This window comes from Bacteroides coprosuis (genome assembly GCF_020741705.1).
Taxonomy (GTDB): Bacteria; Bacteroidota; Bacteroidia; order Bacteroidales; family Bacteroidaceae; genus Bacteroides_E; species Bacteroides_E coprosuis.
Map to the genome: position 1 here is coordinate 1 of NZ_DYYK01000194.1, position 25,738 is coordinate 25,738.

The following is a 25,738-nucleotide window of genomic DNA, read 5'->3' on the forward strand; positions in this document are numbered from 1 at the left end:
ACTTTAAATAAACGTGCAAATAAGAAGTGTCCCCCTTCATGAACAATAACAAGCAGGGAAAGGCTCATCATTAATTGCAGTGCTTTTATTAAAAATGTTTCCATTACAATATTTCTCGATTATTATTATTACTATTCTATTTCATCACTTTTGAAACGAATTCAGAAGCGAAAATACGAGCCTCACTATCTGTGGCTACATAATCATCATAAGATGGAGTTTTTAGGTGAGCTACTTTAAGCATAGTTTGCTCAATAACATCACTCATCTCCAAAAATCCTATTTTATCCTTTAAAAATGCACTTACTACAATTTCATTAGCTGCATTTAAAATGCAAGGCATATTGCCAGCTTGATGCATTGCCTCATAAGCCAAAGCTAAATTTCTAAATCGGGTAATATCTGGAGTTTCAAAGGTTAATGTTGAGTATTCTACAAAACTTAATCTTTTAACTGAAGATTTTACTCTATTGGGATAAGAAAAAGCATATTGTATAGGTGTTCTCATATCTGGTGCACCCAATTGTGCTTTAACAGAACCATCTTCAAACTGTACCATAGAGTGTATTACAGACTGAGGATGTACCACAACATCAATCTGGCTAGGATCTACGCCAAATAACCATTTTGCTTCTAGAACCTCAAAACCTTTATTCATCATAGATGCAGAATCTATAGTAATTTTAGCCCCCATATCCCAATTAGGATGCTTTAGTGCCTGAGTTTTAGTAACTCTAGCTAAATCACTTAAAGATGTTGTACGGAATGGACCACCAGATGCTGTTAATATGATTTTTTCTATTGGATTATCGTATTCGCCCACTAAACACTGAAATATTGCTGAATGTTCAGAATCTACAGGAAGAATGGGAACTCTATACTCTTGAGCTAAACTATTTATTAACTCACCAGCAACAACTAAAGTTTCTTTATTCGCTAGTGCAATTATTTTTTTAGCCTTAATTGCTTCTATTGTTGGTTTTAATCCAGCATACCCCACCATTGCAGTCAATACAATATCAATAGGATGAGCTGTTACTATTTGAGTTAGAGCATCTGCCCCAGCATAAACTTTAATCGGTAAGTCTTGTAGAGATTCTTTTAAATAGGAATATTTACTTTCATTAGCAATAACTACAACATCTGGAAGAAACTTCCTTGCCTGTTGTATTAACTCATCTACTCTATTATTTGCTGTGAGAGCATATACCTCAAACAAATTAGGATGTTCACTGATTACATCTAATGCCTGAGTACCTATAGAGCCAGTAGAGCCTAATATTGCAATCTGTTTTTTTCTAACTTCATTCATAGTTTTGATCTTAGCGTAATCTACGCAACTTGAAATAAACGTTCGATGAAACGAAGCCAATTCAAATCACAAAAATAGATAAGGGGGATTCTTAAATAAATCTCCCTTATATTATAAGATATTAGCGCACAAAGGTAATCAATTATGCGCTAACAATACTAGGTTCTTTAGGGTATTTAACTGTTTCCTACAAAGAAAGTAACCCTTCAGGTAAATTCATTTGGATAATGCGTTTATCATCATCCACCCCTACTATCAGACTTTCATCAGCAGGGATTAAAATCTCTTCACCAGAATAATTTACTTTAAATAGGACATTAAGTGTAGATTCGTCAACATCAATAATTTCACCAATCTCACCTATTGTAGTATCCGTTATTAGAAAGTTTTTAAAGCTCAACCAAGAGTAATGGTCAACTTCTTCAGAAGATTCTACTAAAGTATTAGGTAAGTATATTTCAACTTTAGTAAACCGTTTTGCTTTGTTTTCAGAATCAACATCTTGTAATTTAATCAAAGCAGTAGTATCCGTTTTAAATCGATATTCTTCAATAAAAAATGGAACTAAAATACCATCAAGCTTACATATTATAAAATCAGGATCAGCTAAATCAAAGATGTCATTGATAAATTCTACTGAAAGTTCACCTGAAATACCGTGAGTCTTTGTAAAAAAGCCCACCTGAATAACTTCTTCTTCTCTTATCATATACGTGTAATTCTTGCCCCTATAGCATTTAGGCGATCTTCAATATTCTGATATCCACGGTCTATCTGTTCTATATTATGAATACGACTCACCCCTTTTGCACTCATTGCAGCAATTAGCAGAGCAATACCTGCACGAATATCTGGAGATGTCATATTACCTCCACGGAGTTGAATCTGTTTATTGTGTCCATTAACAACAGCACGGTGAGGATCGCACAAAATGATTTGAGCGCCCATATCAATTAATTTATCGACAAAGAATAAGCGACTTTCAAACATTTTTTGGTGAATGAGGACACTCCCCTTTGCTTGAGTAGCAATAACTAACATAACACTTAATAAGTCGGGTGTTAATCCAGGCCATGGAGCATCAGCAATAGTCATAATAGAACCATCAATAAAAGTATCTATCTCATAACCATCTTGAGCGGGGACAAAGATATCATCACCTATTTGCTCAAGCTCTATGCCTAGTCTTTTAAAACTATCTGGAATAATTCCTAAATTCTCGTAAGAAACATTTTTAATCGTAATTTCACTACCAGTCATAGCAGCCATACCAATGAATGAACCCACTTCTATCATATCTGGCAAAACAGTATGTTCGGTACCTTTCAACTTATCCACACCTTCTATAGTGAGTAAATTAGAAGCAATACCACTGATCTTAGCGCCCATTCTATTCAACATCTTACAGAGTTGCTGCAAATAGGGTTCACACGCTGCATTATAAATAGTAGTAATCCCTTCAGCTAAAGTAGCAGCCATCACAATATTTGCTGTACCCGTAACAGAAGCCTCATCCAATAACATATAGCAACCCTTTAGTTTACTAGCTGTCAATTCACACATACCATCGGCATCGTTATATTCGAACTTTGCACCTAATTTTTGGATTCCAAGAAGATGTGTATCTAGTCTACGACGACCTATTTTATCTCCTCCAGGTTTGGAAATAACAGCTCTGCCAAAACGAGTAACCAAAGGACCTATCAACATTACTGAACCACGCAAACTAGAACATTTTTTCAAGAAATCATCACTTGCTAAATATTCTAAATCTACATTTTCAGCTTTAAAACTATAGGTGTCAACTCCTTTCTTCTCTACTTTAACACCAATTCGTCTTATCAATTGGATTAAGTTATTTACATCAAGAATATCAGGAATATTATGGACAGTAATTTCTTCAGAAGTTAGAAGTGAAGCACAAATAATTTGTAAAACTTCATTTTTTGCACCTTGAGGATAAATATCACCATGCAATTTATGTCCACCTTCAATAATGAATGAAGCCATAGCTAAAAAGTTATAACAGGTTATACAATTATATAAACACTATAATAGTCAAAATTTTTCTAATGTTTATAATTTCGACGTTGATTATTTCTATTCTTAGGGCGATTTTGATATTGTGAGACGCGAGCATTCATTATTTTAAGGATAGCATCATTCAGTCTTAATGTTCCTCTTGATAAATCTCTCAAATCATTATCAATTTTTTCGTCATCAATAGAATCTCTATTCCAAGTTGTATAACTTTTTTTCATATGGTTTGCTATCAACGCAACCAAATGATTCTTTTCATCCCCATCTTCTAGTTTATCTGCCTCACTGATAAGTTTTTCAATAGTTTTACCATAGTGACGAAAGCGGATACGAGTTTGAGGGTAAGGTAGAACTGAAGGGCGAGTATGAAGATTGTCTTCACGCACAATTTCGTAAGGATAGTCAATATCAAGCTTAAAATCGGACATTATAGCTAAATGATCCCATAGTTTATGTTTAAAATCGGGAACATCGCGCAAATGAGGGAACATATTCCCCATAATATCTATTATCGTATTTGCACATCGCTGACGTTCACTTCTATCCTCAATAGTCAATGCGTAATTAACCATATTCTGAATACTTCTACCATACTCTGGCAAAGGCATTCTCATCTTCTGTGTATTATACTCCATACTTTCCTTTCATAATTTTCTTTTAATATTCTTACTATACAACTTATAGTATATTCTTTTTAGGCTTAGTTGCTACAAATTCTTTCAAGTAGAAAGGTTCAAAATAGGCTACATCCACAAAGTCTTTATTCCAAATTGCTTTTTCGGCTAAAGGCATCATACTACCAGCCAAAGCATTTATATTGTCAATAAAGTGAGCATTCGGATGAGTTATTTGGTCTTTGCATTTTGCAGCACCATCACCAAAGAAATACACAGGTTGTTTATCTAAAAACTCAATATAAGAGTTTTCATCAATAATATCTGCAGAGATCGGCTTTTGTTCATTCAAAGATCTATCATAGATAGCAGAATAAACTTCCATTCTACGAGCATCAATCATTGGACATAATAGAGCATCTTCGGGTATCTCCTTATGCAACAATACAGGCACAGCCAACACTTTAAGTGTAGGTATTGCTATTAATGGAACATTGCGACCATAACAAATCCCTTTTGCCATTGAGACACCGATACGCAAACCCGTATAAGAACCTGGTCCACAACTAACAGCAACTGCATCTAAAGGAATTCCATGACTATCTATAAACGATAGGGCTTCATCTACGAATACGCCAAGAAGTACGGCGTGTGAAGGTCCCTTAAATTCTTCTTTCTTAAATATTACATCTGTGTCTTGACTTACTGCAACTGAGCATACAGCAGTAGACGTTTCAATGTGTAGTATACACGACATAACTTTCAATTTAATATTGTGCAAAGATAACTCATAATTACGAAAAAACCTTTATTTTTGTGCAAAACAACAAGTATATGATACAATCAATGACGGGATATGGTAAAGCTATTGCCACTCTACCCGATAAAAAGATAACAATCGAGATTAAATCTCTTAATAGTAAATCATTAGATTTATCAACAAGGATAGCTCCTGCATACCGTGAAAAAGAGATTGAAATTCGTAAGATTTTATCAAAACAAGTTTCTCGTGGTAAAGTAGATTTCAATCTATGGATTGACAAAGAAGATTTATCTGATGCTGCAGTTACGATTAATGAAGCTCTTATTGAAGGGTATTATAAGCAAATTAGTACAATTTCGCAAAATTTAAACATCCCTGTTCCAAACGATTGGTTCCAGACACTCCTTAAAATGCCAGATGTTCTTACTAAACCAGAGATACAAGAGGTTAGCGAAGAAGAATGGCAAATTGTTCTAAAAACAATTGAAGAGGCTATTGAGCACCTAAATACATTTAGAAACCAAGAAGGTGCTGCTCTTGAGAAAAAATTTGTACACAATATCGATACAATAGAATCTCTTCTAGCTACTATAGATCCTTACGAAAAAGAACGTGTAGAAAAAATCAGAGAACGCATTACTGATTCTCTTGAAAATGCTCTTGACGTAGAATATGATAATAATCGCCTAGAGCAAGAACTGATTTTCTATATTGAGAAATTAGATGTTAACGAAGAAAAGCAACGTCTTAAAAACCACTTAACTTACTTTGTTACTACACTTAACAGCAAAGCTGGTCAAGGAAAGAAACTAGGTTTTATTGCTCAAGAAATTGGTCGTGAAATTAATACACTTGGCAGTAAATCAAACCATGCAGAAATGCAACGTATCGTAGTTCAAATGAAAGACGAGCTAGAGCAAATCAAAGAACAAGTATTGAATGTATTATAAGTAATGGCGGGAAAACTAATTATATTTTCGGCCCCATCGGGTTCGGGCAAATCAACAATAATCAACCATCTTCTTACTCAAAATTTAAATCTAGCCTTCTCTATATCTGCTACTAGCAGACCTCCTCGTGGCTCAGAGAAGCATGGTATAGAATACTTCTTTTTAACTCCAGAAGAGTTTAAGAAAAGGATAGCGAATAATGAGTTTTTAGAATATGAAGAAGTTTATCCAGATCGCTTCTATGGCACTTTAAAAAATCAAGTTGAAAAGCAAACTGAAGCTGGTCAAAATGTTATTTTTGATGTAGATGTTGTGGGTGGATGCAACATCAAAAAATATTTCGGAGATAAAGCCCTTTCTATTTTTATTCAACCCCCTTCTATTGAAGAACTTCGCAAACGATTAGAAGGAAGAGCTACTGATTCCCATGAAGTTATTGAACAAAGAATCAGTAAAGCTGAATATGAACTAGGCTTTGCTTCAAAATTTGATTGTGTTATTATCAATGATAATCTAGAGCATGCTTTAAATCAAGCAGAGAAGATTATCAAAGATTTTGTTGAAGCATAAAATATAATCCTCAAATACACTGAACCTCAATAAGCATATATTTGTATACCTATTGAGGTTCTTTTTTTATACCCTATAGAGATGAAGAAAAAAATTGCAATTTTTAGTGGATCTTTTAATCCGATACATATCGGACACTTAGCACTAGCCAACTATATTTGTGAATCCAATTGGATTGATGAATTGTGGTTTATGGTAACACCTCATAATCCACTAAAGGAGGTAAGGGATCTAGAATCCGACACTCTTCGTCTTGATATGGTACAACTAGCCATACAAGGTTATCCTAAATTCAAAGCATCTGATTTTGAGTTTGCTCTTCCCCAACCTTCGTATACCATCAACACCTTAGATGCATTAAAAGAAAAGTACCCAGAATATGAGTTTTATCTTTTGATAGGTGCAGATAACTGGGACTTATTTGATAAATGGAAAGATGCAGATAAATTGATTTCCAAATACAATTTATTAATTTATCCTCGCGTAGGACATACCATTAACAAAGAAAATCTTCCTGAACATGTATATTATATTGACTCACCCGTTATAGAGGTTAGTTCGACATTTATTCGTGAGAATATAGAGAAAGGGAAAGATTTCAGATATTTTTTACATCCCAATGTTTATTCCTTTATCAAGGATAAAAAATTATATACTAACGAATAGATTTTAAGTGGATGAGTACTACCTCACTTGGAGCTCCTATTCTTATATTTTTATTAGACGTACCTATTCCATTAGTTACAATCATTGGGATCCCTGCAGAATTATAGACCAACCCCGTTAGAAATTTCTGATCATATTTTGAAGGAACAATTGGTGCTACACCAAAGATTCTAACTTGTCCTCCATGAGTATGTCCAGCCAACACTAAATCAGAATTACGAATAACAACATCTTCGGCATAATCTGGAGTATGAGTTAGTAAAACCACAAAATCTTTATCCGATAACCCCAAAGTCGGTGATATTCCATTTTTTGTCAGATTAAAAGGATTTTTAATTCCTACCACTTGAATAAAAGAACCTTTATACTTAATTGTATCTACTTTATGCTCTAACAGCTGAATACCATTGCGCTGCATAGCCTTAGCTACAACATCATATCCACGTTCATAATCATTATTCCCCATTACTCCATAAGCACCCATAGCAGGTTTTACTTCTCCTAATCTATCAAAAAGGGTATCAATTAAGTTGGTATTTTCATGATAATCGCCGCCAAGACACATAATATCATAGTTCAATGTTTTTAAATAAGAGATCAGAGCATTCAGATCTTTAGTCTTAAAAAGACTCGGATAATGTGTGTCAGAAATAAACAAAATAGTCTTCCCATCAAAAGATTTAGGAATATCGGTATGTACCACTGTATATTCTTTTAAGCGATCTATACCACACTCTGCCACATTTAGTCGAGTAGTGGTAGAACTAATACCAGGCTTTCTACTTACAGTTAAGCTATCTTTTGATGTACTACAAGAAGTTAGTATGAATAGTAGGCACGTTACAATGCCTAGCATATATAAGGAATGATTCTTTCTTTTCATATTTTTATTCTAAACTATGTTATAAGCTTTTTATATCTTTGCAAAACGTATTCAAAACTACAGTATTAATGGTTAATGTACAAACAAACTCAATACGTGCTTGGATATTGGCGGCACGACCTAAAACTTTATCGGGGGCAATTGTTCCCGTAATTATAGGAGCTTCTCTGGCTTACTTGCACGATTCTTTTCAACTAATTCCAACTTTGATATGTATTACTTTTGCTGGATTAATGCAAATTGCAGCCAACTTCATCAACGATCTATACGATTATCTCAAAGGAACAGATAGAAAAGAAGATCGCTTAGGACCAGATAGAGCTTGTACTCAAGGATGGATTACTCCAAATGCGATGAAGAAAGGAATAGCTGTAGTTATAATAATCGCTTGTGCTATTGGTTCAACTCTCATCTATTATGGCGGCTGGACTTTAATTTTGATAGGTATCCTATGTGTTATCTTTGCCTTTGCTTACACCACTGGTCCTTACCCTCTATCTTATCATGGCTATGGAGATATTCTTGTCCTTCTATTTTTTGGTTTTGTTCCTGTAGGCGGAACTTACTATGTTCAAGCGCTAGATTGGAATATGGACGTAACCATGGCATCCATAGTGTGTGGATTAATTATTGACACTCTACTTGTAGTCAACAATTACAGAGATTATATTGCTGATTTTAGGAGTGGAAAAAAGACCCTTATTGTACGCTTTGGAAAAGATTTTGGAGCCTATTTATACCTAGGTTTAGGATTAGTAGCTTCAGTTATTAGTCTTACTTTTGTTTATAAAGGATATATATTTGCTGGTATTTTACCTCAATTTTACCTCATCCCTCATATAAAAACTTATGCAGAGATGAAGAAAATATATGAAGGAAAAAAGTTAAACCTTATATTGGGTAAAACTTCTCAAAACATACTACTAATGGGTTTTCTACTTTCTTTAGGTTTTATTTTAAGTAGATAATTAGCCTGCTAATTCTATAACTTCTAAATCTTTAAAAACACCTTTATCTATAGTAAAGCGCACCATTGTACGCACTTTGTGAAAACCCGAAATTCCTGCTGCTCCAGGATTGATATGTAACATATTTAATGTTTTATCATATTTTACTTTTAAAATATGAGAGTGTCCACTAATAAACAACTGAGGGGGATTAATAAATAGAGAGCTCTGAATTGAAGGGTCATATTTACCTGGATAGCCTCCGATGTGTTTTATAACCACTTCTGCACCATCTACTTTAAAACGATTTACCTGAGGATAAATCTTACGTATATCTTGTCCATCAATATTTCCATAAACGGCTCTTACTTTCTTATACTCAGCTAGTTTTTGAATTAAAACGAGTGAACCTATATCTCCAGCATGCCATATTTCATCGCAATCAGCAAAATAAGTTAAATACTTATCATCCCAATATCCATGAGTATCTGATAATAATCCAATTTTTGTCATTCCTATTTCGTTTATTAAACGAAGGTACAATCTTTAGAGAAAAACAACAATCAAACTTTAAAATAGTCCTTTTCTCATCTTCATATATTTCCTCGTACATAGATAGTTTAACGGATATCTATTATCATCATGACACCGACAAGAGTAAACTTTGACACCGACATCGTAATGACATGTCGGTGTCAAAGTAAACCTACTCTTATTCCTAAAAGATCATTTATGACATGAGGCTCAACACTTTCAGTAGAGCTAGTTCTCTACTTTTTCAAAATCGATTTTACAATTAGTATATCATTAAATTTTAATATTCCCCTTTCCCACTTCATTATCTTCAATATATTTAAGAAATAGACTGATAGACAACTCGTAAATTAAGAGTATCTTTGCCGCTTCAATTAACACATTTATGGTATCAGTAGACGGATTAACAGTAGAATTTGGAGGTTCAGCCCTATTTAGTGATGTATCTTTTGTAATAAACCCTAGTGATAGAATAGCCCTAATGGGTAAAAACGGAGCAGGTAAATCTACTTTGCTTAAAATTTTATCAGGAAAAAGAGAAGCTACTCGAGGAAAGGTTGCTGCTCCAAAAGATTGTAAAATAGCTTATTTGCCTCAGCATTTAATGACAGAAGATGGTAGAACTGTCTTTGAGGAAGCTGCTCAAGCTTTTTCTCACATCCACGATATGGAAAAAGAGATTGCTGATATCAATGAACAACTAGCTACAAGAACAGATTATGAGAGCGATGAGTACATGCAGCTCATAGAACAAGTAGCTACATTAAGTGAAAAGTTTTATACTATTGAAGATATCAATTATGATGAGAATATAGAAAAGGCTTTACTGGGGCTAGGCTTTTCTAGAGCAGACTTTGATCAACCTACCAATAAGTTCAGTGGTGGCTGGCGTATGCGTATCGAATTAGCTAAACTATTACTCCAAGAACCTGATGTCCTTTTACTTGATGAGCCTACAAACCATTTAGATATTGAGTCTATTCAATGGCTTGAAGAGTTTTTAGTTGCCAACAATAAAGCAGTTGTAGTTATTAGCCACGATAGAAAATTTGTGGATAGCATTACTACTCGTACGATTGAAGTTACTATGGGTAGAATTTACGATTACAAAGTAAACTATTCTAAGTACCTAGAGCTTCGAAAAGAAAGACGAGAACAACAATTAAAAGCATACGAAGAACAACAAAAGTTCATTTCTGATACTAAGGATTTTATAGAAAGATTCAAAGGAACTTATTCTAAAACTTTACAAGTACAAAGTAGAGTTAAGATGCTCGAAAAACTCGAAATTATACAAGTAGATGAAATTGATACTTCAGCAATTCGACTACAGTTTCCTCCTGCACCTCGCTCAGGAAGTTATCCTGTTATCATGGAAGGCGTTGGCAAAACTTATGGAGATCATGTTGTATTCAAAGATGCCAACTTAGTAATTGAAAGAGGAGATAAATTAGCTTTCGTTGGAAAAAATGGTGAGGGAAAATCAACCCTAGTGAAATGTATCATGGAGGAAATCGAACATGATGGAGAATTGAAAGTTGGTCATAACGTCAAAATAGGCTATTTTGCACAAAACCAAGCATCTCTACTCGATGAAGAGTTAACTGTATTCCAAACGATTGACGATGTAGCCGTAGGTGAAATAAGAAATAGGATAAAAGATTTATTGGGTGCCTTTATGTTTGGAGGAGAAGAATCAACAAAGAAGGTAAAAGTACTTTCGGGTGGAGAAAGAACTCGATTAGCTCTTCTTAAACTTTTATTGGAACCTGTAAACTTATTAATTCTCGATGAGCCTACCAATCACCTAGATTTAGTCACTAAAGATATTTTAAAACAAGCACTGATTAAGTTTGATGGAACATTTATTGTTGTTTCTCATGATAGAGATTTCCTAGATGGACTAGTAGATAAAGTCTATGAGTTTGGTAATAAGAAGGTAAGAGAGCATCTAGGTGGAATCTACGATTTCTTGGAATCCAAGAAAATAGAATCACTTCAAGAATTAGAACATTAAAAAAAAGTTTATCTTTGCCAATATACCCTATATAGATAAATGCTTAAAAAGAAATTCATAGCGTGGACACTAGCTTGTATTGCTCTCCTGATGATAGCGATACCTACTATTCCACACCATCATCATAAGGACATGTATACGATATGTCTCAACACCAGTGATGATGCTATGGATTCTTCTGGGCTTTGTGATTGCGATCTAAAAGGGGATTGTCAACATCAACAAGGTCCTTCTTCTGATAAGAAAACATGTACCTCTGGCTGTATCACCAATATTAATGCTATCAAACTGGATATGAGTGATATTGATCACTTACAACCCTTTGATTTCCAGCTTTTCAATATTCATATCTCTGAATTACTGATATCCTTTTTATGCCCTGATAAGCATTTGGGGCATTGTGATACTTTATATATTGAAAAGGAACATTTCGTCCCCCTCATTGCTCCTTTTGGCAAACGAGCTCCCCCATTTTATAATGCATAAATAGAATAAGCGCTTCTTATCATACTAGACAAGAAGTCGTTTATAAAGTCGTTATTGGACTTTAAACCCACAAATCTATCTATCATTATAAAAATCTCAAAATGAACAAAATATTATATTTTGCACTTTGTAGTGCATTCTTATTAGGTGCTTGTAAAGCAAACACCTCAGAAAACCATGACCACGCCGAAGAAGCTCACGCACACGACCACGAACATGGAGAAAATGTAGTAGAACTCTCAAAAGAAAAAGCGAAAGCAGCAGGGGTCCTATCAGATATTATTAAAGTAGAGCCTTTTCAAAATGTAATCAAAACAGGAGGTAAGATTCTAGCAGCACAAGGAGATGAGTCTGTTGTAGTAGCTACCATTCCAGGGATTGTTAGTTTACCTCATAAATTGGTTGAGGGATTAGCTATACAAAACGGACAAAGAGTCGCTTCATTATCTTCAAGAAATATTCAAGATGGTGACCCAGCACAACGTGCTCGCATCAATTTTGAAATCGCAAAACAAGAGTATGAACGTGTATTACCACTAGTCGATAGCAAAATTATTACTCAAAAAGACTTTGCTAAAATCAAACAAGAATACGAAAATGCGCGTATCAGCTATGAAGCAAATGCTAAAGGACACACAGCCAACGGACAAGATATTAAATCTCCACTAGCTGGTTATGTGAAATCAATCTATGTAAAAGAGGGTGATTATGTTAATGTAGGGCAGCCACTAATGAGTATAACTAAAAACAAACGTCTGTACTTAAGAGCAGAGGTTTCTGAGCGATATTATACGCAATTAAAAGATATTACGTCTGCACACTTTAAATCATCTTACTACGACCAAGTTTATAAACTGGATGACTTGCAGGGAGAAGTTATTTCTTTTGGCAAAAACCCATCAGAAAATGGTTATTTATTACCAATTACCTTTGCTTTTAATAATATAGGAGATATTGTGCCAGACTCTTTTGTTGAAGTGTATCTCCTTTCTAAAAATAAAGAAGATGCAATAGCCCTACCCTACTCTGCAATTACTGAGGAACAGGGTTTGTACTTTGCATACAAGCAACTCTGTGAAGAAGAGTATGAGAAAGTAGAAATAAAATTAGGAGTTGATAATGGAGAAAAAGTAGAAATACTTTCTGGGATAAAAGAAGGCGATAGAATCGTACAAAAAGGTGCTCAGCAAATTAAATTAGCTTCAGCAACTAGTTCTATTCCAGCTCATACACACGAACATTAAAATAGAGTAGAACTATGCTAAATAAAATAATACATTTTTCATTAAAGAATAGATTAGTAATCTTATTCGCAGCTATTCTATTGATTATTGCTGGGACATACGTGGCCAGTCATACAGAAGTAGACGTCTTTCCCGACCTCAATGCACCCACTGTTGTTGTGATGACAGAAGCTCATGGAATGGCAGCTGAAGAAGTAGAACAATTAGTTACATTTCCCGTAGAAACCTCTGTAAATGGAGCTACTGGGGTAAGGAGAGTAAGATCTTCATCCACTACAGGCTTCTCTGTCGTATGGGTAGAATTTGATTGGGATATGGACATTTACCTTGCCCGTCAGATTGTTTCTGAAAAACTCGCTATTGTAAGTGAATCTTTACCAGACAACATAGGTAAGCCAACTCTTGGACCTCAATCATCTATTCTTGGAGAAATGCTGATCATTGGTATGACAGCAGATTCTACGTCAATGCTTGATTTGCGTACTTTAGCAGATTGGAGTATCCGTCCTCGATTACTTTCTACAGGAGGTGTTGCTCAAGTTTCTGTACTGGGTGGAGATGTAAAAGAGTATCAAGTACTCATAGATCCCAATCGGATGAAACATTACGATGTCTCTTTAAATGAAGTTCTAGAAGCTACCAAGCAAATGAATCTGAACACGAATGGTGGTGTTATCTATGAACATGGAAATGAATATATCGTGCGTGGTATTCTATCCACCAATGATGTTGAGCTTTTGGGTAAATCTGTTATCAAGACCATAGACAATCATCCTATTTTATTAGAAGATGTAGCGAACGTTAAAGTTGGGGCGAAAGAACCCAAACTAGGAACTGCATCAGAAAAAGGAAAACCTGCTGTATTACTCACTGTCAACAAACAACCAGCAACGAGTACCATTGAACTTACTGAAAAGATAGAAGAAGCCTTAGAAGATTTAAAACAAACTCTTCCGACAGATGTCAAGATTAGCACAGATATATTTCGCCAGAGTCATTTTATAGAAAACTCCATAGGAAATGTGGAACAAGCTATTATTGAAGGAGGTGTATTTGTAGTAATTGTACTCTTCCTTTTCTTAGCCAATATAAGAACTACTATTATTTCTCTAGTTACTATACCCATTTCCTTTGTATCAGCAATATTAGTTATGCACTATATGGGCTTAACTATAAACACAATGAGTTTAGGTGGTTTAGCTATAGCTATAGGTTCATTGGTAGATGACGCTATTGTTGACGTAGAAAATGTTTATAAACGATTACGGGAAAACAAACTGAAACCTAAAGAAGAGAGATTGAATACTCTAGAGATAGTATTTAATGCTTCTAAAGAAGTGCGTATGCCTATATTAAACTCTACACTGATTATTGTAGCTAGTTTTGTTCCCCTCTTCTTTTTGAGTGGAATGGAAGGACGTATGCTCGTTCCTCTCGGCATCTCATTTATCACAGCCTTATTTGCATCAACTGTTGTAGCTTTAACTTTAACTCCGGTATTATGTAGCTACTTATTAAATACCGACAACACCGATAAAGTACCTAAAGAAGCTTTCTTAGCTGTTTGGCTAAAAAAATATTATAAGATAAGTCTACACTGGGTACTAACCCATAAAAAAGTAACTGTTGGATCAACATTAGCTTTATTTGTAGCAGCATTAATCACATTCTTCACCCTAGGTAGTAGCTTCTTACCTCCTTTCAACGAGGGATCATTCACTATTAACATAAGCTCATTACCAGGTATTTCTTTAGAAGAAAGTGATGCAATGGGGCAACGTGCTGAAAAAATATTGATGAACATTCCCGAAATTCAAACTGTTGCTCGCAAAACTGGTCGTGCAGAGCTTGATGAACATGCATTGGGTGTAAATACATCTGAAATTGAAGCTCCTTTTGTTATTAAAGATAGAAGTAGAAGTGAATTAGTAGCTGATGTACGTGAAAAGCTATCAACAATCAATGGTGCAATGATAGAGATTGGTCAGCCTATCAGTCATAGAATTGATGCTATGCTCTCGGGTACTCAAGCCAATATTGCTATTAAATTGTTTGGCGATAATCTAAATCGTATGTTCCAAATAGGGAATAACATTAAATCTAAGATATCTGATATTGAAGGAATTGTCGATTTAAATGTGGAGCAGCAAATTGAGCGCCCTCAATTAAAAATTACTCCCAACAGAACTTTGCTTGCTAGGTATGGTGTTACAATGCCACAATTCGCAGAGTTTATCAATGCCAATCTAGCAGGAGAAGTAACATCTCAAGTTTATGAGCAAGGTAAAACTTTTGATTTAACTGTGAAGGTGAAACAGGATGTCAAAGACACTATGGAAAAATTAAAAGATCTATTGATAGACACATCTGATGGAAAGAAAGTACCAATAGCTCAACTTGCTGAAATAAAATCGGCTATGGGTCCGAATACCATTAGCAGAGAAAACGTAAAAAGAAAGATTGTCATTTCTGCCAATATCGCTGATAGAGATTTAAGAGGAGTGGTAAATGATATACAACAACGCATAAAAGATGACATTCAACTACCAGAAGGTTATCATATTGAATATGGAGGACAGTTTGAAAGTGAACAGGCTGCTAGCAGAACTTTAGCCATAACTTCTATAATGTCTATTATGGTTATCTTCTTACTTTTATACAATGAGTTCAAGAGTGCAAAAGAAGCTGGTGCAATCTTATTAAACTTACCTTTAGCTCTTATTGGTGGCGTGTTTGTTCTAGCTTGTACTACTGGAGAATTAAGTATTCCAGCAATTATTGGATTCATTTCTCTATTTGGAATTGCCACACGTAACGGTATGCTTTTAATTAGCCACTACAATTATCTACAAGAAGTGGATGGAATGGCGATAGAAGATAGCATTATCCAAGGATCATTAGATCGATTAAACCCTATTTTAATGACTGCTTTGACCTCTGCTTTAGCATTGGTTCCTCTTGCTATCAGTGGAGATTTACCAGGAAATGAAATTCAAAGTCCTATGGCTAAAGTTATTTTAGGGGGATTATTAACATCCACTTTATTAAATGGATTTATCATTCCTATTGTCTATCAAAAAATGCATCAAAAGAAATAAGAATATGAAAAGATATATCATTTTCGCTTTAAGTCTGTGTACAGCATCGCTTGCATTTGCTCAATCTGATCTTCAAGTCATATTAAAACAAATAGAGGCGAATAATCCAGAGATTCAGGCGAATCAAAAATTAATGGAAGCACAGGTATGGGATACAAAATCTTCTAACAACCTAGATAACCCAACAGTATCTTATGCTCATGTATGGGATTCTAAAAACAAGAGTGAAACAGAAAGCGAACTAGAAATTACACAAGGGTTTGAGTTTCCAACAGCTTATATTCACAGAAACAAAGTAAACAAAAGAAAAATAAAGGCACTAGAAGCAACTTTCCTTTCCCAACGCCAGAATATATTGCTTCAAGCAAAAGAAGTTTGTTTAGATTTGATTATGCTTCATCAACAAAAGACAATTTTAGATCAAAGACTAAATTATGCAGATAAGCTATATGAAGCGTATCAAAAGATGCTCGAAGCAGGTGATGCTACAAGCATAGAAGTAAATAAGATTAAACTTGAGAAATTAAATATTCAAACGGAGTCAACCATCAATGCATCTGAATTAAAAAAGAAAGAAGCAGAGCTTGTTACTTTAAATGGGAACAAACCTATTTCTATACTTCATAGCGAATATCCATCAATTGATTTACCTGATTATAATTTAATTAAAGATGAAGCATTCGATTCTAGTTTTGACATCCAATATGCTCGTAGTGAATATGAGGCGGCTGTCAAACAAATAGCTGTAAATAAGGCTGGATGGTTTCCTCATTTAGAACTAGGTTATAAAAGGAATAGTGGTACAGGACACCATGCCAACGGACTTGTTGTTGGTTTTTCTATTCCACTATTTAATAATCGAGGAAAAGTAAGTAGTGCAAAGGCCAATGCAATAAGCAAAGCTTTCTCAGAAGATTTGGTAAAAAACAAGTTACAGTCAGAAATTTATCAATCGTATGAAGAAGCCAAAGCCATGAAAGAGCAAATTGACTCTTATGAAAAAACTCTAGATATTGAGGGAGCACTGAGTTTACTAGAAAAAGCCCTCCAAGGTGGAGAGCTTAGTATGACGGCCTATTTTGTTGAGATAGCCACAGTATATCAAAGTGCACAGAACTTGATACAAATACAGAATATGTATCAAAAACAAATAGCTAAACTATATAAACACCGCTTATAAAGTAAGAAGCTGCTGGGGCATATAACCACTTCTTATCCTCCACTCAGTAGGATATAGATTATTTGATCGATTGCCCAAGCTCTTTACAAAGCCTAAAGGCATATTCTTATAAGTTAGAATAACAAAACCCTTAGAGGTCATTGCTGGTAAAGTAATGGCCTCTTTGCGTAAATAAGCAATAGCCTGTTCATAACTTATCTCTACTTTCTCAAAAGTATTTATTTGAAGTAAGTTACTTAAAGCCAAAGCATGATGAGGAATACAGGCTTTCCCTTTGATATAAGCAATAGGTGTACCCGCATGTACTATGCGCATTTTCTCCTTTTGGTATAACTGCAAATAAGGCATATATAATTTAGGAAAAGCAAAAAGTGTATCATTATATACCACGCTATCATAGACCTCATTGGAGTTGTTAATCCAATTTATTGACTCTTCAAATATTTTATTATTAATCGCTTCTTGGGCTGTAATGCGTTTTTTACTCTTCCCTTTTTCTTTAGGAAAGCGAAACTCTACCACATCATCTTCCTCTAAAGGTTTCTGAATTACCGAAACAAAAAATCCCTCTCCCTTTGTTTTATGAGGCATAAAACGATAGGTGTTGAGTGTTTTACTATACAATGATCGAGTGATATTCCAAGAATCTTCTATTTGAACAGGCAAAGATTGAGCACCATAGGTATCTAGTATCCAAGCCACATTTTCTTCATTCTCTTTTGTATTATAAGTACAAGTGCTATAGATTAATAATCCTCCTGGTTTTAAAGAATGCCAAATAGAGGAAATAATATCCCTCTGTCTCTTCCAACACACGTCAACATTCTCTACACTCCACTCAGCAATAGCTCCTTCATCTTTTCGAAACATCCCCTCGCCTGAACAGGGCACATCTGCGACAATTAAATCAAACATATTAGTGTATTCACTAAAATCTTCTGAACTATTATTGGTGACAATAACATCGGGATGCCCCCACTTAAGCAAGTTTTCAGAGAGGATTTGTGCTCTTTTTCTAACTATCTCATTTGCTATTAAGAGGCTATTAGAAGGTAATAAACTTCTTAAAAGAGTTGTTTTACCACCTGGAGCAGCACACAAATCCAAAGCAACAATATTCTTGTGCGGCAAGTGTTGTTTTACAATCTGTTCAATAAACATAGAAGAAGCTTCTTGCACATAATAAGCTCCTGAATGAAATAACGGATCATAAGTAAAAGTAGGACGAGCACTTAAATAGAACCCTGATTCGCACCAAGGTATAGATTCGAAAATATCTTGAGACAAACAAATACCATATTTATCTATCTTATTTTGATTTAAACGAATGCTAATGGGTTGAGGCTCTTCTAAGGCTTCACTCAACTTTTGCCACTCAACATCGCCTAATAAACTTTGGGTTTGAGTTATAAATTGTGGAGGTAAATTCATATTTTAAAAATAAAAACGTGCAAATATCCTTCTTTTTATCTTTCTATCCAACACTAAACAGTCTAAAAAAGCATTCTTATAAAACTCATTTAGACTCTTAACGTTTCTTTTAATATGGAAGTTATAAAAAAACGATATTAATTGTACCTTTGCCTATTCAACTTAAAAATAAAACATTTTGAGACAACGTATAGGAATATTAATACTCTCTATATTTTGCTTTCTTAACTTAAACGCCCAGACAGAACAACCCAGTGATTCTATTTTTACAGAGTTCCTTAAAGAATATGGAATTCCTGTAACCAACAATAACGACGTTAAGTTACTACCAAACGGAAGAGAGAAGTTTGAAGACCTTTTTGCCCACATGAGAAAGGCCAAACACCACATTCATCTTGAATATTTTAACTTCAGAAATGACTCCATAGCTAAAGCTGTATTTGAGCTACTTGCTGAAAAAGTAAAAGAAGGAGTTGAAGTGCGTGCTCTCTTTGATGCCTTTGGGAATTGGTCAAATAATAAACCTTTGAAGAAAAAACATATTCAAGCCATACACGATTTAGGTATTGAAATTGTAAAATTTGATCCAATTCGCTTCCCCTACATCAATCATGCAATGCATAGAGATCATCGTAAAATTGTTATTATTGATGGTATAATAGGCTATACGGGTGGTATGAACATAGCAGATTATTACATTAATGGCTTGCCCAAAATAGGAAATTGGTATGATATGCACATGCGTATTGAAGGTAGTGCTGTAAAATACTTACAAGAAATATTTTTGAATACTTGGAACAGAGAAACAAAACAACATATTGGTGGTCCTAAATATTATCCCGACCCTATTCAAATAGATAAGAATATTCAAAAGCCAATAGCAATTGTTGATAGATGGCCCAAGCGAACTCCCAAAGCGATTAGAGATACCTATAAAGAAGCCATATTATCAGCTAAACATAATGTTCGCATTATTAATCCCTACTTTTTACCTACTAAATCTATTCGTAAGGCATTGCATAAGGCTATGAAGAAAGGGGTAAAAGTAGAAATTATGATCCCTCTAAAATCGGATATTCCTTTTACACCTGAAGCCTCTTTTTATGCCGTAAATAAACTACGTAAAAAAGGAGCAGAGATATATCTTTTTAATGAAGGCTTTCACCATACAAAGACAATGACTATTGATGACCATTTTTGTACTGTGGGCAGTGCCAACTTAAATAGCCGAAGCCTCAGATACGATTATGAAACAAATGCTTTCATAATGAATGAAGACGTCACTCATCAGCTAGATTCACTTTTCTTTAAAGATATGAGTAGAAGTACTAAATTAACAAAGGAAGGTTGGAAAAACCGATCGGGTTGGAAAAAATTTGTAGGCTGGTTTGGACACCTTCTTACTCCATTCTTATAATTTAAGAGATTCAATCAAGCAGATAAATCTATCTAAGAAGTTAGAAGAAAGCAATAAGAATATTATTTTTTGATACCTTTGTTATTTATAAGCGTAAATGACTAATATAATAAAATGAAACAATATTTAGACTTACTTCAAAGAGTTAAATCGGAAGGTGCAAAAAAGAAGATAGAACTGGAACTGGTACTATAAGTGTCTTTGGGCACCAAATGCGATTTAATATGGCAGATGGCTTTCCATGTCTTACAACAAAGAAATTACATCTGAAGTCTATTATTTACGAACTATTATGGTTTTTGAATGGGGATACCAATGTAACATACCTGCAAGATCATGGAGTAAGAATTTGGAATGAATGGGCTGACTCTAATGGAAATCTAGGTCCTATTTATGGCTATCAATGGAGATCTTGGCCTGGCTACAATGGTGAAACTTTTGATCAAATAAAAGAAGCAATTCGTATGATCAAAGAAACCCCTGATTCAAGAAGAATTCTTGTCAGTGCTTGGAATGTAGGCTGCATATCTGAGATGAAATTACCTCCATGTCACATTTTATTTCAGTTTTATGTTGCTAATGGTAAACTTAGTTTACAATTATACCAAAGAAGTGCCGATATATTTTTAGGTGTTCCTTTTAATATTGCATCTTATGCTCTACTGCTACAGATGGTAGCCCAAGTTACAGGGTTAGAAGCCGGTGAATTTATACACACTCTAGGTGATGCACACATTTACAATAATCACCTAGAACAAGTTGACTTGCAACTTACCAGAGAACCTCGTAAGCTCCCTAAAATGCACATCAATCCAAGAGTAAAAGAGATTGACCAATTTAAATTTGAAGATTTCGAATTAACTGATTATAATCCTTACCCACATATACCAGGAAAGGTATCTGTATAAATATTAATACTATGCCTAAAATAACACTTATTGCTGCTATAGATAGAAATAATGCCATTGGGTATAAAAACCAATTACTATACAAACTACCCAATGACTTAAAACGCTTTAAAGAGTTGACAACAGGTCATACACTCATCATGGGCAGAAAAACTTTTGAATCTTTACCTAAAGGAGCTTTACCCAATAGACGAAATATTGTTCTTTCAAAGAGTGTGAGTACTCCCTACCCTAAAACTGAGGTTTTTGAATCTTTAGAAAAAGCTTTAGCTCAGTGCTCTGAGGATGAAAAAGTATTTATAATGGGTGGAGAAAAAGTGTATCATCAAACACTTTCTATAGCAAATGTGTTAGAAATTACAGAAATAGATAGTGAAGTGAGTCAAGCTGATGCCTTTTTTCCTGAAATTAACAAAAATGTATGGATAGAAAAAAAGCGTATTCCCCATCCTGCTGATGATAAACACGCTTTTGATTTTTATTATGTTACTTATATGAAAGAATAAATTATTCTTCAGTAGGTAATTCATCCAAAGGAATCTGTCTGTTTATGGCTTCATTGAACGATATAAGAGTTTCAGTTCGAGCTAAACCAAGAGGTTGAAGCTTTGTATGGATAATACTTAAAAGATGATTATTATTTCGTGCGTATATCTTAATAAAGATATCATAACGACCTGTAGTAAAGTGACATTCCACAACTTCAGGTATAGCACGAAGAGCTGCAATGGCCGACTCAAAGTTTTCACGTTCTTTTAGGAATAAACCCACATAGGCACAAGTTTGAAAACCAACTTTCTCAGGGTCCAATATATATTGAGAGCCTTTAATAACTCCAACATTAATCAACTTTTGTATTCGTTGATGAATAGCAGCACCAGAAACCTTGCATGCTCTAGCAACCTCTAAAAAAGGGATACGAGCATTATCAGAAATCAATTGTAATATTTGTCTATCAAGGTCATCCAATTCATACTTACTCATAATAGTCACTATTTGATTTATATTTATAATCAAAGGTACGATATAATAGTAAAATAATAACATTATTGACCATATAAACTTTAAATCTCAACCTAAGGATTTGACAGTAAATAACTAAATTATCAAAATCTAAATAAGATGAAACAACTACTTTGGCTAATAGGTATATGCTTGACTTTACCACTGAATGCACAACATTTTGAGGAGTTCTTTGAACACCGAACATTACGTGTAGATTATATTTTTAGTGGAGATAGTAAAAAACAACAAATAAGTGTAGATGGTTTATCTACCTATCCTATTTGGGCAGGTAAAACAAAGAAATTAGCCATTAATCCACTTAAAGGAAATGGATCAATTCGAGTTAATGATGAAACTACCGGAGAATTACTTTATACATATTCGTTTTCTTCTTTGTTTCAAGAATGGCTCGATACAGATGAAGCAAACCATATACAAAGGGCATTTGAAAATACTTTTTTAGTACCTTTTCCAAAGAAAGATGTTATTATCACAATCAACTTATTTGATATTTCTCATAAACGAATAGCCAAACTATCTCATAAAGTGAGTCCTAATGATATATTAATAGAAAAGAAAGGATTCGAAGATATTACCCCATACCGCATTCTTCAAAGAGGAAACGTAAAGAATCCTATTGATGTGGCTATTTTAGCCGAAGGATATACAGCTCATGAGATGAATCGTTTTTACCAAGATGCAGAAAAGGCTATGGAAAGTATTTTTAATCATGAACCGTTTAAAAGTAACAAGGAAAAATTCAACTTTATAGCAGTTGGAAGTATATCTAAAGACACAGGCGTAAGTATTCCTCATAAAGACAGATGGCGAGCAACTGCTTTTGGAGCCCATTTCGACACTTTTTACTCAGAAAGATATCTAACTACAAGAAATGTAAAATCAATCCATGACGCATTAGCAGGTATACCTTATGAGCACATTATACTTCTTGCAAATACAGACCAATATGGTGGTGGGGGAATATACAATTCCTACACACTAACTTCTGCTCATCACGAGATGTTTGAACCAGTTGTAGTGCATGAGTTCGGACATAGCTTTGGCGGATTAGCAGACGAGTATTTTTATGAACAAGACACAATGACTGATATTTACCCTTTAGATATTGAGCCTTGGGAGCCAAATATCACAACACTCGTTAATTTTGAATCAAAATGGAAATCAATGCTGAAAGAAGGCACTCCCATCCCTACATCTTCTAGTGATACTAAGAGTTATCCTTTAGGTGTATATGAGGGAGGAGGTTATTCTACTAAAGGCATTTATCGTCCTGCCTTCGACTGTAGAATGAGAACAAATACATTTGCTAATTTCTGCCCTGCATGTCAAGCAGCATTAACGAAACTGATCAACTTTTATACTGACTGAAAATAAAACTTAATTAAGATATCAATGATAGAATTAAAACGTATTACAACATCAGATACAGCTCACTACGAGTTTGTTGAACATCTGCTAACAACATCTTTTCCTTTGGAGGAATATAGACCCTTAAAACAATGGATGACTCACACAGACTCAAATGACCTATTCCAAAACAATATCGTTTTAGATGAAGGTAAGCCTGTAGGGCTACTTACTTATTGGAACTTAGGCAAATTCTATTACATAGAGCACTTTGCAATCTCAGAACCTCTAAGAAATAAAGGATATGGACAAAACGTTCTTGACCTACTAGAAAAAGAGGTAGATATGCCGTTAATTCTAGAAGTTGAAACTCCCGACAACGAAACAGCGAAAAGAAGAATCGAATTTTATAAACGATACAACTTTACATTATGGGCGAATGAATATACTCAGCCACCTTATAGACCTAATGGTATGGCTGTACCAATGCTATTGATGAGTAGAGGTGATCTTAATCCAGAAAGAGACTATGACGAGATATGCGAAAAGTTATATCAGGAAGTATATAATATTGAATAATTCAACATTATAAATTCAGAATATATAAAGCTCCAATAGACATCACATCTATTGGAGCTTTATTTGTTATAATAATTGTAAATGACAAGACTCTACATTTACTAAACACCCCAAAGCATTAAGAAATCATTTATACCTTGCTTTTAATACAATGGGGCCTAATTCTTTTATTTCATCTTGATTAGTAAAAAACACTCTTCCATTTTTAGATAAAACCTCCCAAGCAATAGCACTAGTTATATCAGGCATTGTTGGATCATCAACAAACTCAAAAGTCTTCTCTCCAGTCATTTTTACGGGCTGTGAAAAATCCTCGTGAATAATAAGTACATCGCCACGACCACCTACTACAGCACGATACATTTCTTGTAAATCTGTTATAACTAATCCCTCAGAAACAGACTCATTCATATCAACAATAGCCTTAGTTCTATTTTTAAACTGAATGTCTTTAAAGAGCTCCCAACCTTGTCTAATAATATCATGCTCACTAGCATTATTATAATTAATAAGTGAATGTCCTACATAAATTTCTGGCTTACTAGCTACCTGCTGTAAAAAACTATAGTTAGCAGCTGTAGAGATAACAAGAACATTCAACCCTTCTTCATTAAATATTTTCACAACAGATTGATCTACTTCTCTGAAAAACTTTCTTATCATATCATCTTGCAAATCTGGATCACTTTTTAAATCTAAATTCGTCACATAATATGGATTTTCAGTAAATGGAAAATTATCACGATGTATCTCTTGAGTGATAGTATCATTCATAGCTTCATATAAATGTACTCCCCCTTGAGAAAGAACTAATATAAAATACTCCTCAACACGACTAAAAGATTTAATCACAGATCGTATATCAAACTTATCACCAACAATCACTCGATCAGCATATGTAGGCCAAGTCAACCTTATATATTCTTTATTATTATTTGATAAGAAGATGTGCAAACTATCCAAATTAAGCCTTACATCAATTTCCTTGCCCACATTAACAATATTAGCCAAAAGAGGTTCTATCGTACTTCTTTCATATTTATCTAATACTTGTTTTTCGGCTTCAGCTAACAGATTTTTCAGTTGAATAGAATCTTTAGTAGTATCAGGGTGAACTCTATGCGTATTCATTGAAATTGTTACACTAGGATTATTCCTTTCGTTTGCTAATTGTAGTATTTTATCCTTCGTCGCCATAAAATAGAATTTTTAAAATTTAGTATTTCACTGATTATATGGTACTCATTCTATATACCCAACACGAACTTAGGATAAAATGTTCCTCATTTTTAAAAGTTACAATTAATCATATATAACTTGATAATCAATATATTAAAATGCAAAAAGGAAGAGAAAAATACATTTTAAAACAGTTGTTATATTAAAGAATGAAAAGAATAAGAGATAGATTAAGCTACTGTCGCAACTAATGAATTATACCTAAATATACAACATACAATTCTTGATTAATAAGTGAATTTTAGTTAAGGCCACAAGTAGATATTTAAAAGTAGGTATACCTAAATACATAAAAATATTTTTCATACCAACCAAGCAGTTATATTAGATATAAAGAAAAAACAATTGAAGTTGCAAATTATAGAAATCTTTAAAATTCAGCGTAAAACAATCAATTTTATCGGATATTGCCGAATCTCATTCTTGCATAAACCTCTAGGCATAGGTAGCAAGATAAAATTCAAAGGAAACTACTAGATATGAGTTG

At 34.2% G+C, this 25,738-nt stretch carries 23 protein-coding genes and 1 pseudogene; 14 read left to right on the forward strand and 10 right to left on the reverse strand.

Annotation, left to right across the window (positions count from 1 at the left end):
- Nucleotides 1-136: 136 nt before the first annotated feature.
- The 5 genes from K8V80_RS11680 to tsaB form a co-directional block, all read right to left on the reverse strand.
- Nucleotides 137-1,312: a 1-deoxy-D-xylulose-5-phosphate reductoisomerase gene (locus K8V80_RS11680; RefSeq protein ID WP_276778242.1), complete on the reverse strand. Its 1,176-nt coding sequence runs from the start codon at nt 1,310-1,312 to the stop codon at nt 137-139.
- A 187-nt stretch (nt 1,313-1,499) separates the two neighbouring features.
- Nucleotides 1,500-2,021: a ribosome maturation factor RimM gene (rimM, locus tag K8V80_RS11685; RefSeq protein ID WP_006743425.1), complete on the reverse strand. Its 522-nt coding sequence runs from the start codon at nt 2,019-2,021 to the stop codon at nt 1,500-1,502.
- Nucleotides 2,018-3,322 (reverse strand): UDP-N-acetylglucosamine 1-carboxyvinyltransferase, encoded by a 1,305-nt coding sequence (gene murA / locus K8V80_RS11690; RefSeq protein WP_006743426.1) that lies wholly within the window; start codon nt 3,320-3,322, stop codon nt 2,018-2,020. The genes rimM and murA overlap by 4 nt, the downstream gene beginning before the upstream one ends.
- 59 nt (nt 3,323-3,381) lie before the next feature.
- Nucleotides 3,382-3,987, reverse strand: coding sequence for a DUF4290 domain-containing protein (locus tag K8V80_RS11695; protein WP_006743427.1), 606 nt, complete (start codon nt 3,985-3,987; stop codon nt 3,382-3,384).
- A gap of 43 nt (nt 3,988-4,030) precedes the next feature.
- A complete protein-coding gene (gene tsaB / locus K8V80_RS11700; protein WP_276778244.1) occupies nt 4,031-4,723 on the reverse strand; it encodes a tRNA (adenosine(37)-N6)-threonylcarbamoyltransferase complex dimerization subunit type 1 TsaB in 693 nt (230 codons plus the stop codon).
- A gap of 77 nt (nt 4,724-4,800) precedes the next feature.
- Here tsaB and K8V80_RS11705 point away from each other — a divergent pair, with 77 nt between their 5' ends.
- The 3 genes from K8V80_RS11705 (at nt 4,801) to nadD (ending at nt 6,915) form a co-directional block, all read left to right on the forward strand.
- A complete protein-coding gene (locus tag K8V80_RS11705) occupies nt 4,801-5,679 on the forward strand; it encodes a YicC/YloC family endoribonuclease (protein ID WP_006743429.1) in 879 nt (292 codons plus the stop codon).
- A gap of 3 nt (nt 5,680-5,682) precedes the next feature.
- Nucleotides 5,683-6,249 (forward strand): guanylate kinase, encoded by a 567-nt coding sequence (gene gmk / locus K8V80_RS11710; protein WP_006743430.1) that lies wholly within the window; start codon nt 5,683-5,685, stop codon nt 6,247-6,249.
- 81 nt (nt 6,250-6,330) lie between these two features.
- Nucleotides 6,331-6,915, forward strand: a complete 585-nt coding sequence (nadD, locus tag K8V80_RS11715; RefSeq protein WP_276778246.1) for a nicotinate (nicotinamide) nucleotide adenylyltransferase — start codon at nt 6,331-6,333, stop codon at nt 6,913-6,915.
- Here the strand turns inward: nadD and K8V80_RS11720 are convergent.
- On the reverse strand, nt 6,905-7,798 hold the full coding sequence (locus K8V80_RS11720) for a metallophosphoesterase (protein ID WP_276778248.1): 894 nt from the start codon (nt 7,796-7,798) through the stop codon (nt 6,905-6,907). The two genes, nadD and K8V80_RS11720, sit on opposite strands and share 11 nt — an antisense overlap.
- Before the next feature lie 68 nt (nt 7,799-7,866).
- Here K8V80_RS11720 and K8V80_RS11725 point away from each other — a divergent pair, with 68 nt between their 5' ends.
- Nucleotides 7,867-8,766: a 1,4-dihydroxy-2-naphthoate polyprenyltransferase gene (locus K8V80_RS11725; RefSeq protein WP_276778250.1), complete on the forward strand. Its 900-nt coding sequence runs from the start codon at nt 7,867-7,869 to the stop codon at nt 8,764-8,766.
- Here K8V80_RS11725 and K8V80_RS11730 read toward each other — a convergent pair whose 3' ends face one another.
- Nucleotides 8,767-9,258, reverse strand: coding sequence for a metallophosphoesterase family protein (locus K8V80_RS11730; RefSeq protein WP_276778252.1), 492 nt, complete (start codon nt 9,256-9,258; stop codon nt 8,767-8,769).
- Nucleotides 9,259-9,664: 406 nt separating this feature from the next.
- Here K8V80_RS11730 and K8V80_RS11735 point away from each other — a divergent pair, with 406 nt between their 5' ends.
- The 5 genes from K8V80_RS11735 to K8V80_RS11755 all read left to right on the forward strand — a co-directional run bounded on the left by K8V80_RS11735 (nt 9,665) and on the right by K8V80_RS11755 (nt 17,304).
- A complete protein-coding gene (locus K8V80_RS11735) occupies nt 9,665-11,296 on the forward strand; it encodes an ABC-F family ATP-binding cassette domain-containing protein (protein ID WP_006743435.1) in 1,632 nt (543 codons plus the stop codon).
- Between the two features lie 39 nt (nt 11,297-11,335).
- Nucleotides 11,336-11,782, forward strand: a complete 447-nt coding sequence (locus K8V80_RS11740) for a DUF6769 family protein (protein ID WP_006743436.1) — start codon at nt 11,336-11,338, stop codon at nt 11,780-11,782.
- A gap of 101 nt (nt 11,783-11,883) precedes the next feature.
- Nucleotides 11,884-13,026, forward strand: a complete 1,143-nt coding sequence (locus K8V80_RS11745; protein WP_276778254.1) for an efflux RND transporter periplasmic adaptor subunit — start codon at nt 11,884-11,886, stop codon at nt 13,024-13,026.
- Between the two features lie 14 nt (nt 13,027-13,040).
- Nucleotides 13,041-16,124: an efflux RND transporter permease subunit gene (locus K8V80_RS11750; protein WP_276778256.1), complete on the forward strand. Its 3,084-nt coding sequence runs from the start codon at nt 13,041-13,043 to the stop codon at nt 16,122-16,124.
- Nucleotides 16,125-16,128: 4 nt separating this feature from the next.
- A complete protein-coding gene (locus K8V80_RS11755) occupies nt 16,129-17,304 on the forward strand; it encodes a TolC family protein (protein ID WP_006743439.1) in 1,176 nt (391 codons plus the stop codon).
- On the opposite strand, the gene K8V80_RS11760 is transcribed toward K8V80_RS11755, so the two are convergent.
- A complete protein-coding gene (locus K8V80_RS11760; protein ID WP_276778259.1) occupies nt 17,299-18,735 on the reverse strand; it encodes a methyltransferase RsmF C-terminal domain-like protein in 1,437 nt (478 codons plus the stop codon). The genes K8V80_RS11755 and K8V80_RS11760 overlap by 6 nt on opposite strands.
- A 178-nt stretch (nt 18,736-18,913) precedes the next feature.
- On the opposite strand from K8V80_RS11760, the gene cls reads away from it, so the two are divergent.
- The 3 genes and pseudogenes from cls (at nt 18,914) to K8V80_RS11775 (ending at nt 21,566) form a co-directional block, all read left to right on the forward strand.
- Complete coding sequence (gene cls / locus K8V80_RS11765) at nt 18,914-20,152, forward strand: cardiolipin synthase (protein ID WP_276778261.1); 1,239 nt, start codon at nt 18,914-18,916, stop codon at nt 20,150-20,152.
- A gap of 114 nt (nt 20,153-20,266) precedes the next feature.
- A pseudogene (locus K8V80_RS11770) lies at nt 20,267-21,060 on the forward strand (thymidylate synthase).
- Nucleotides 21,061-21,071: 11 nt separating this feature from the next.
- Nucleotides 21,072-21,566 (forward strand): dihydrofolate reductase, encoded by a 495-nt coding sequence (locus tag K8V80_RS11775; protein WP_276778263.1) that lies wholly within the window; start codon nt 21,072-21,074, stop codon nt 21,564-21,566.
- Nucleotide 21,567: 1 nt separating this feature from the next.
- On the opposite strand, the gene K8V80_RS11780 is transcribed toward K8V80_RS11775, so the two are convergent.
- On the reverse strand, nt 21,568-22,044 hold the full coding sequence (locus K8V80_RS11780; RefSeq protein ID WP_006743444.1) for an Lrp/AsnC family transcriptional regulator: 477 nt from the start codon (nt 22,042-22,044) through the stop codon (nt 21,568-21,570).
- 138 nt (nt 22,045-22,182) lie between these two features.
- Here K8V80_RS11780 and K8V80_RS11785 point away from each other — a divergent pair, with 138 nt between their 5' ends.
- Both K8V80_RS11785 and K8V80_RS11790 read left to right on the forward strand, forming a co-directional pair.
- Nucleotides 22,183-23,454 (forward strand): M64 family metallopeptidase, encoded by a 1,272-nt coding sequence (locus K8V80_RS11785; RefSeq protein ID WP_006743445.1) that lies wholly within the window; start codon nt 22,183-22,185, stop codon nt 23,452-23,454.
- Nucleotides 23,455-23,478: 24 nt separating this feature from the next.
- Complete coding sequence (locus K8V80_RS11790) at nt 23,479-24,012, forward strand: GNAT family N-acetyltransferase (protein WP_006743446.1); 534 nt, start codon at nt 23,479-23,481, stop codon at nt 24,010-24,012.
- Nucleotides 24,013-24,138: 126 nt separating this feature from the next.
- Here K8V80_RS11790 and K8V80_RS11795 read toward each other — a convergent pair whose 3' ends face one another.
- Nucleotides 24,139-25,209 (reverse strand): hypothetical protein, encoded by a 1,071-nt coding sequence (locus tag K8V80_RS11795; protein WP_276778266.1) that lies wholly within the window; start codon nt 25,207-25,209, stop codon nt 24,139-24,141.
- Between the last annotated feature and the right edge of the window lie 529 nt (nt 25,210-25,738).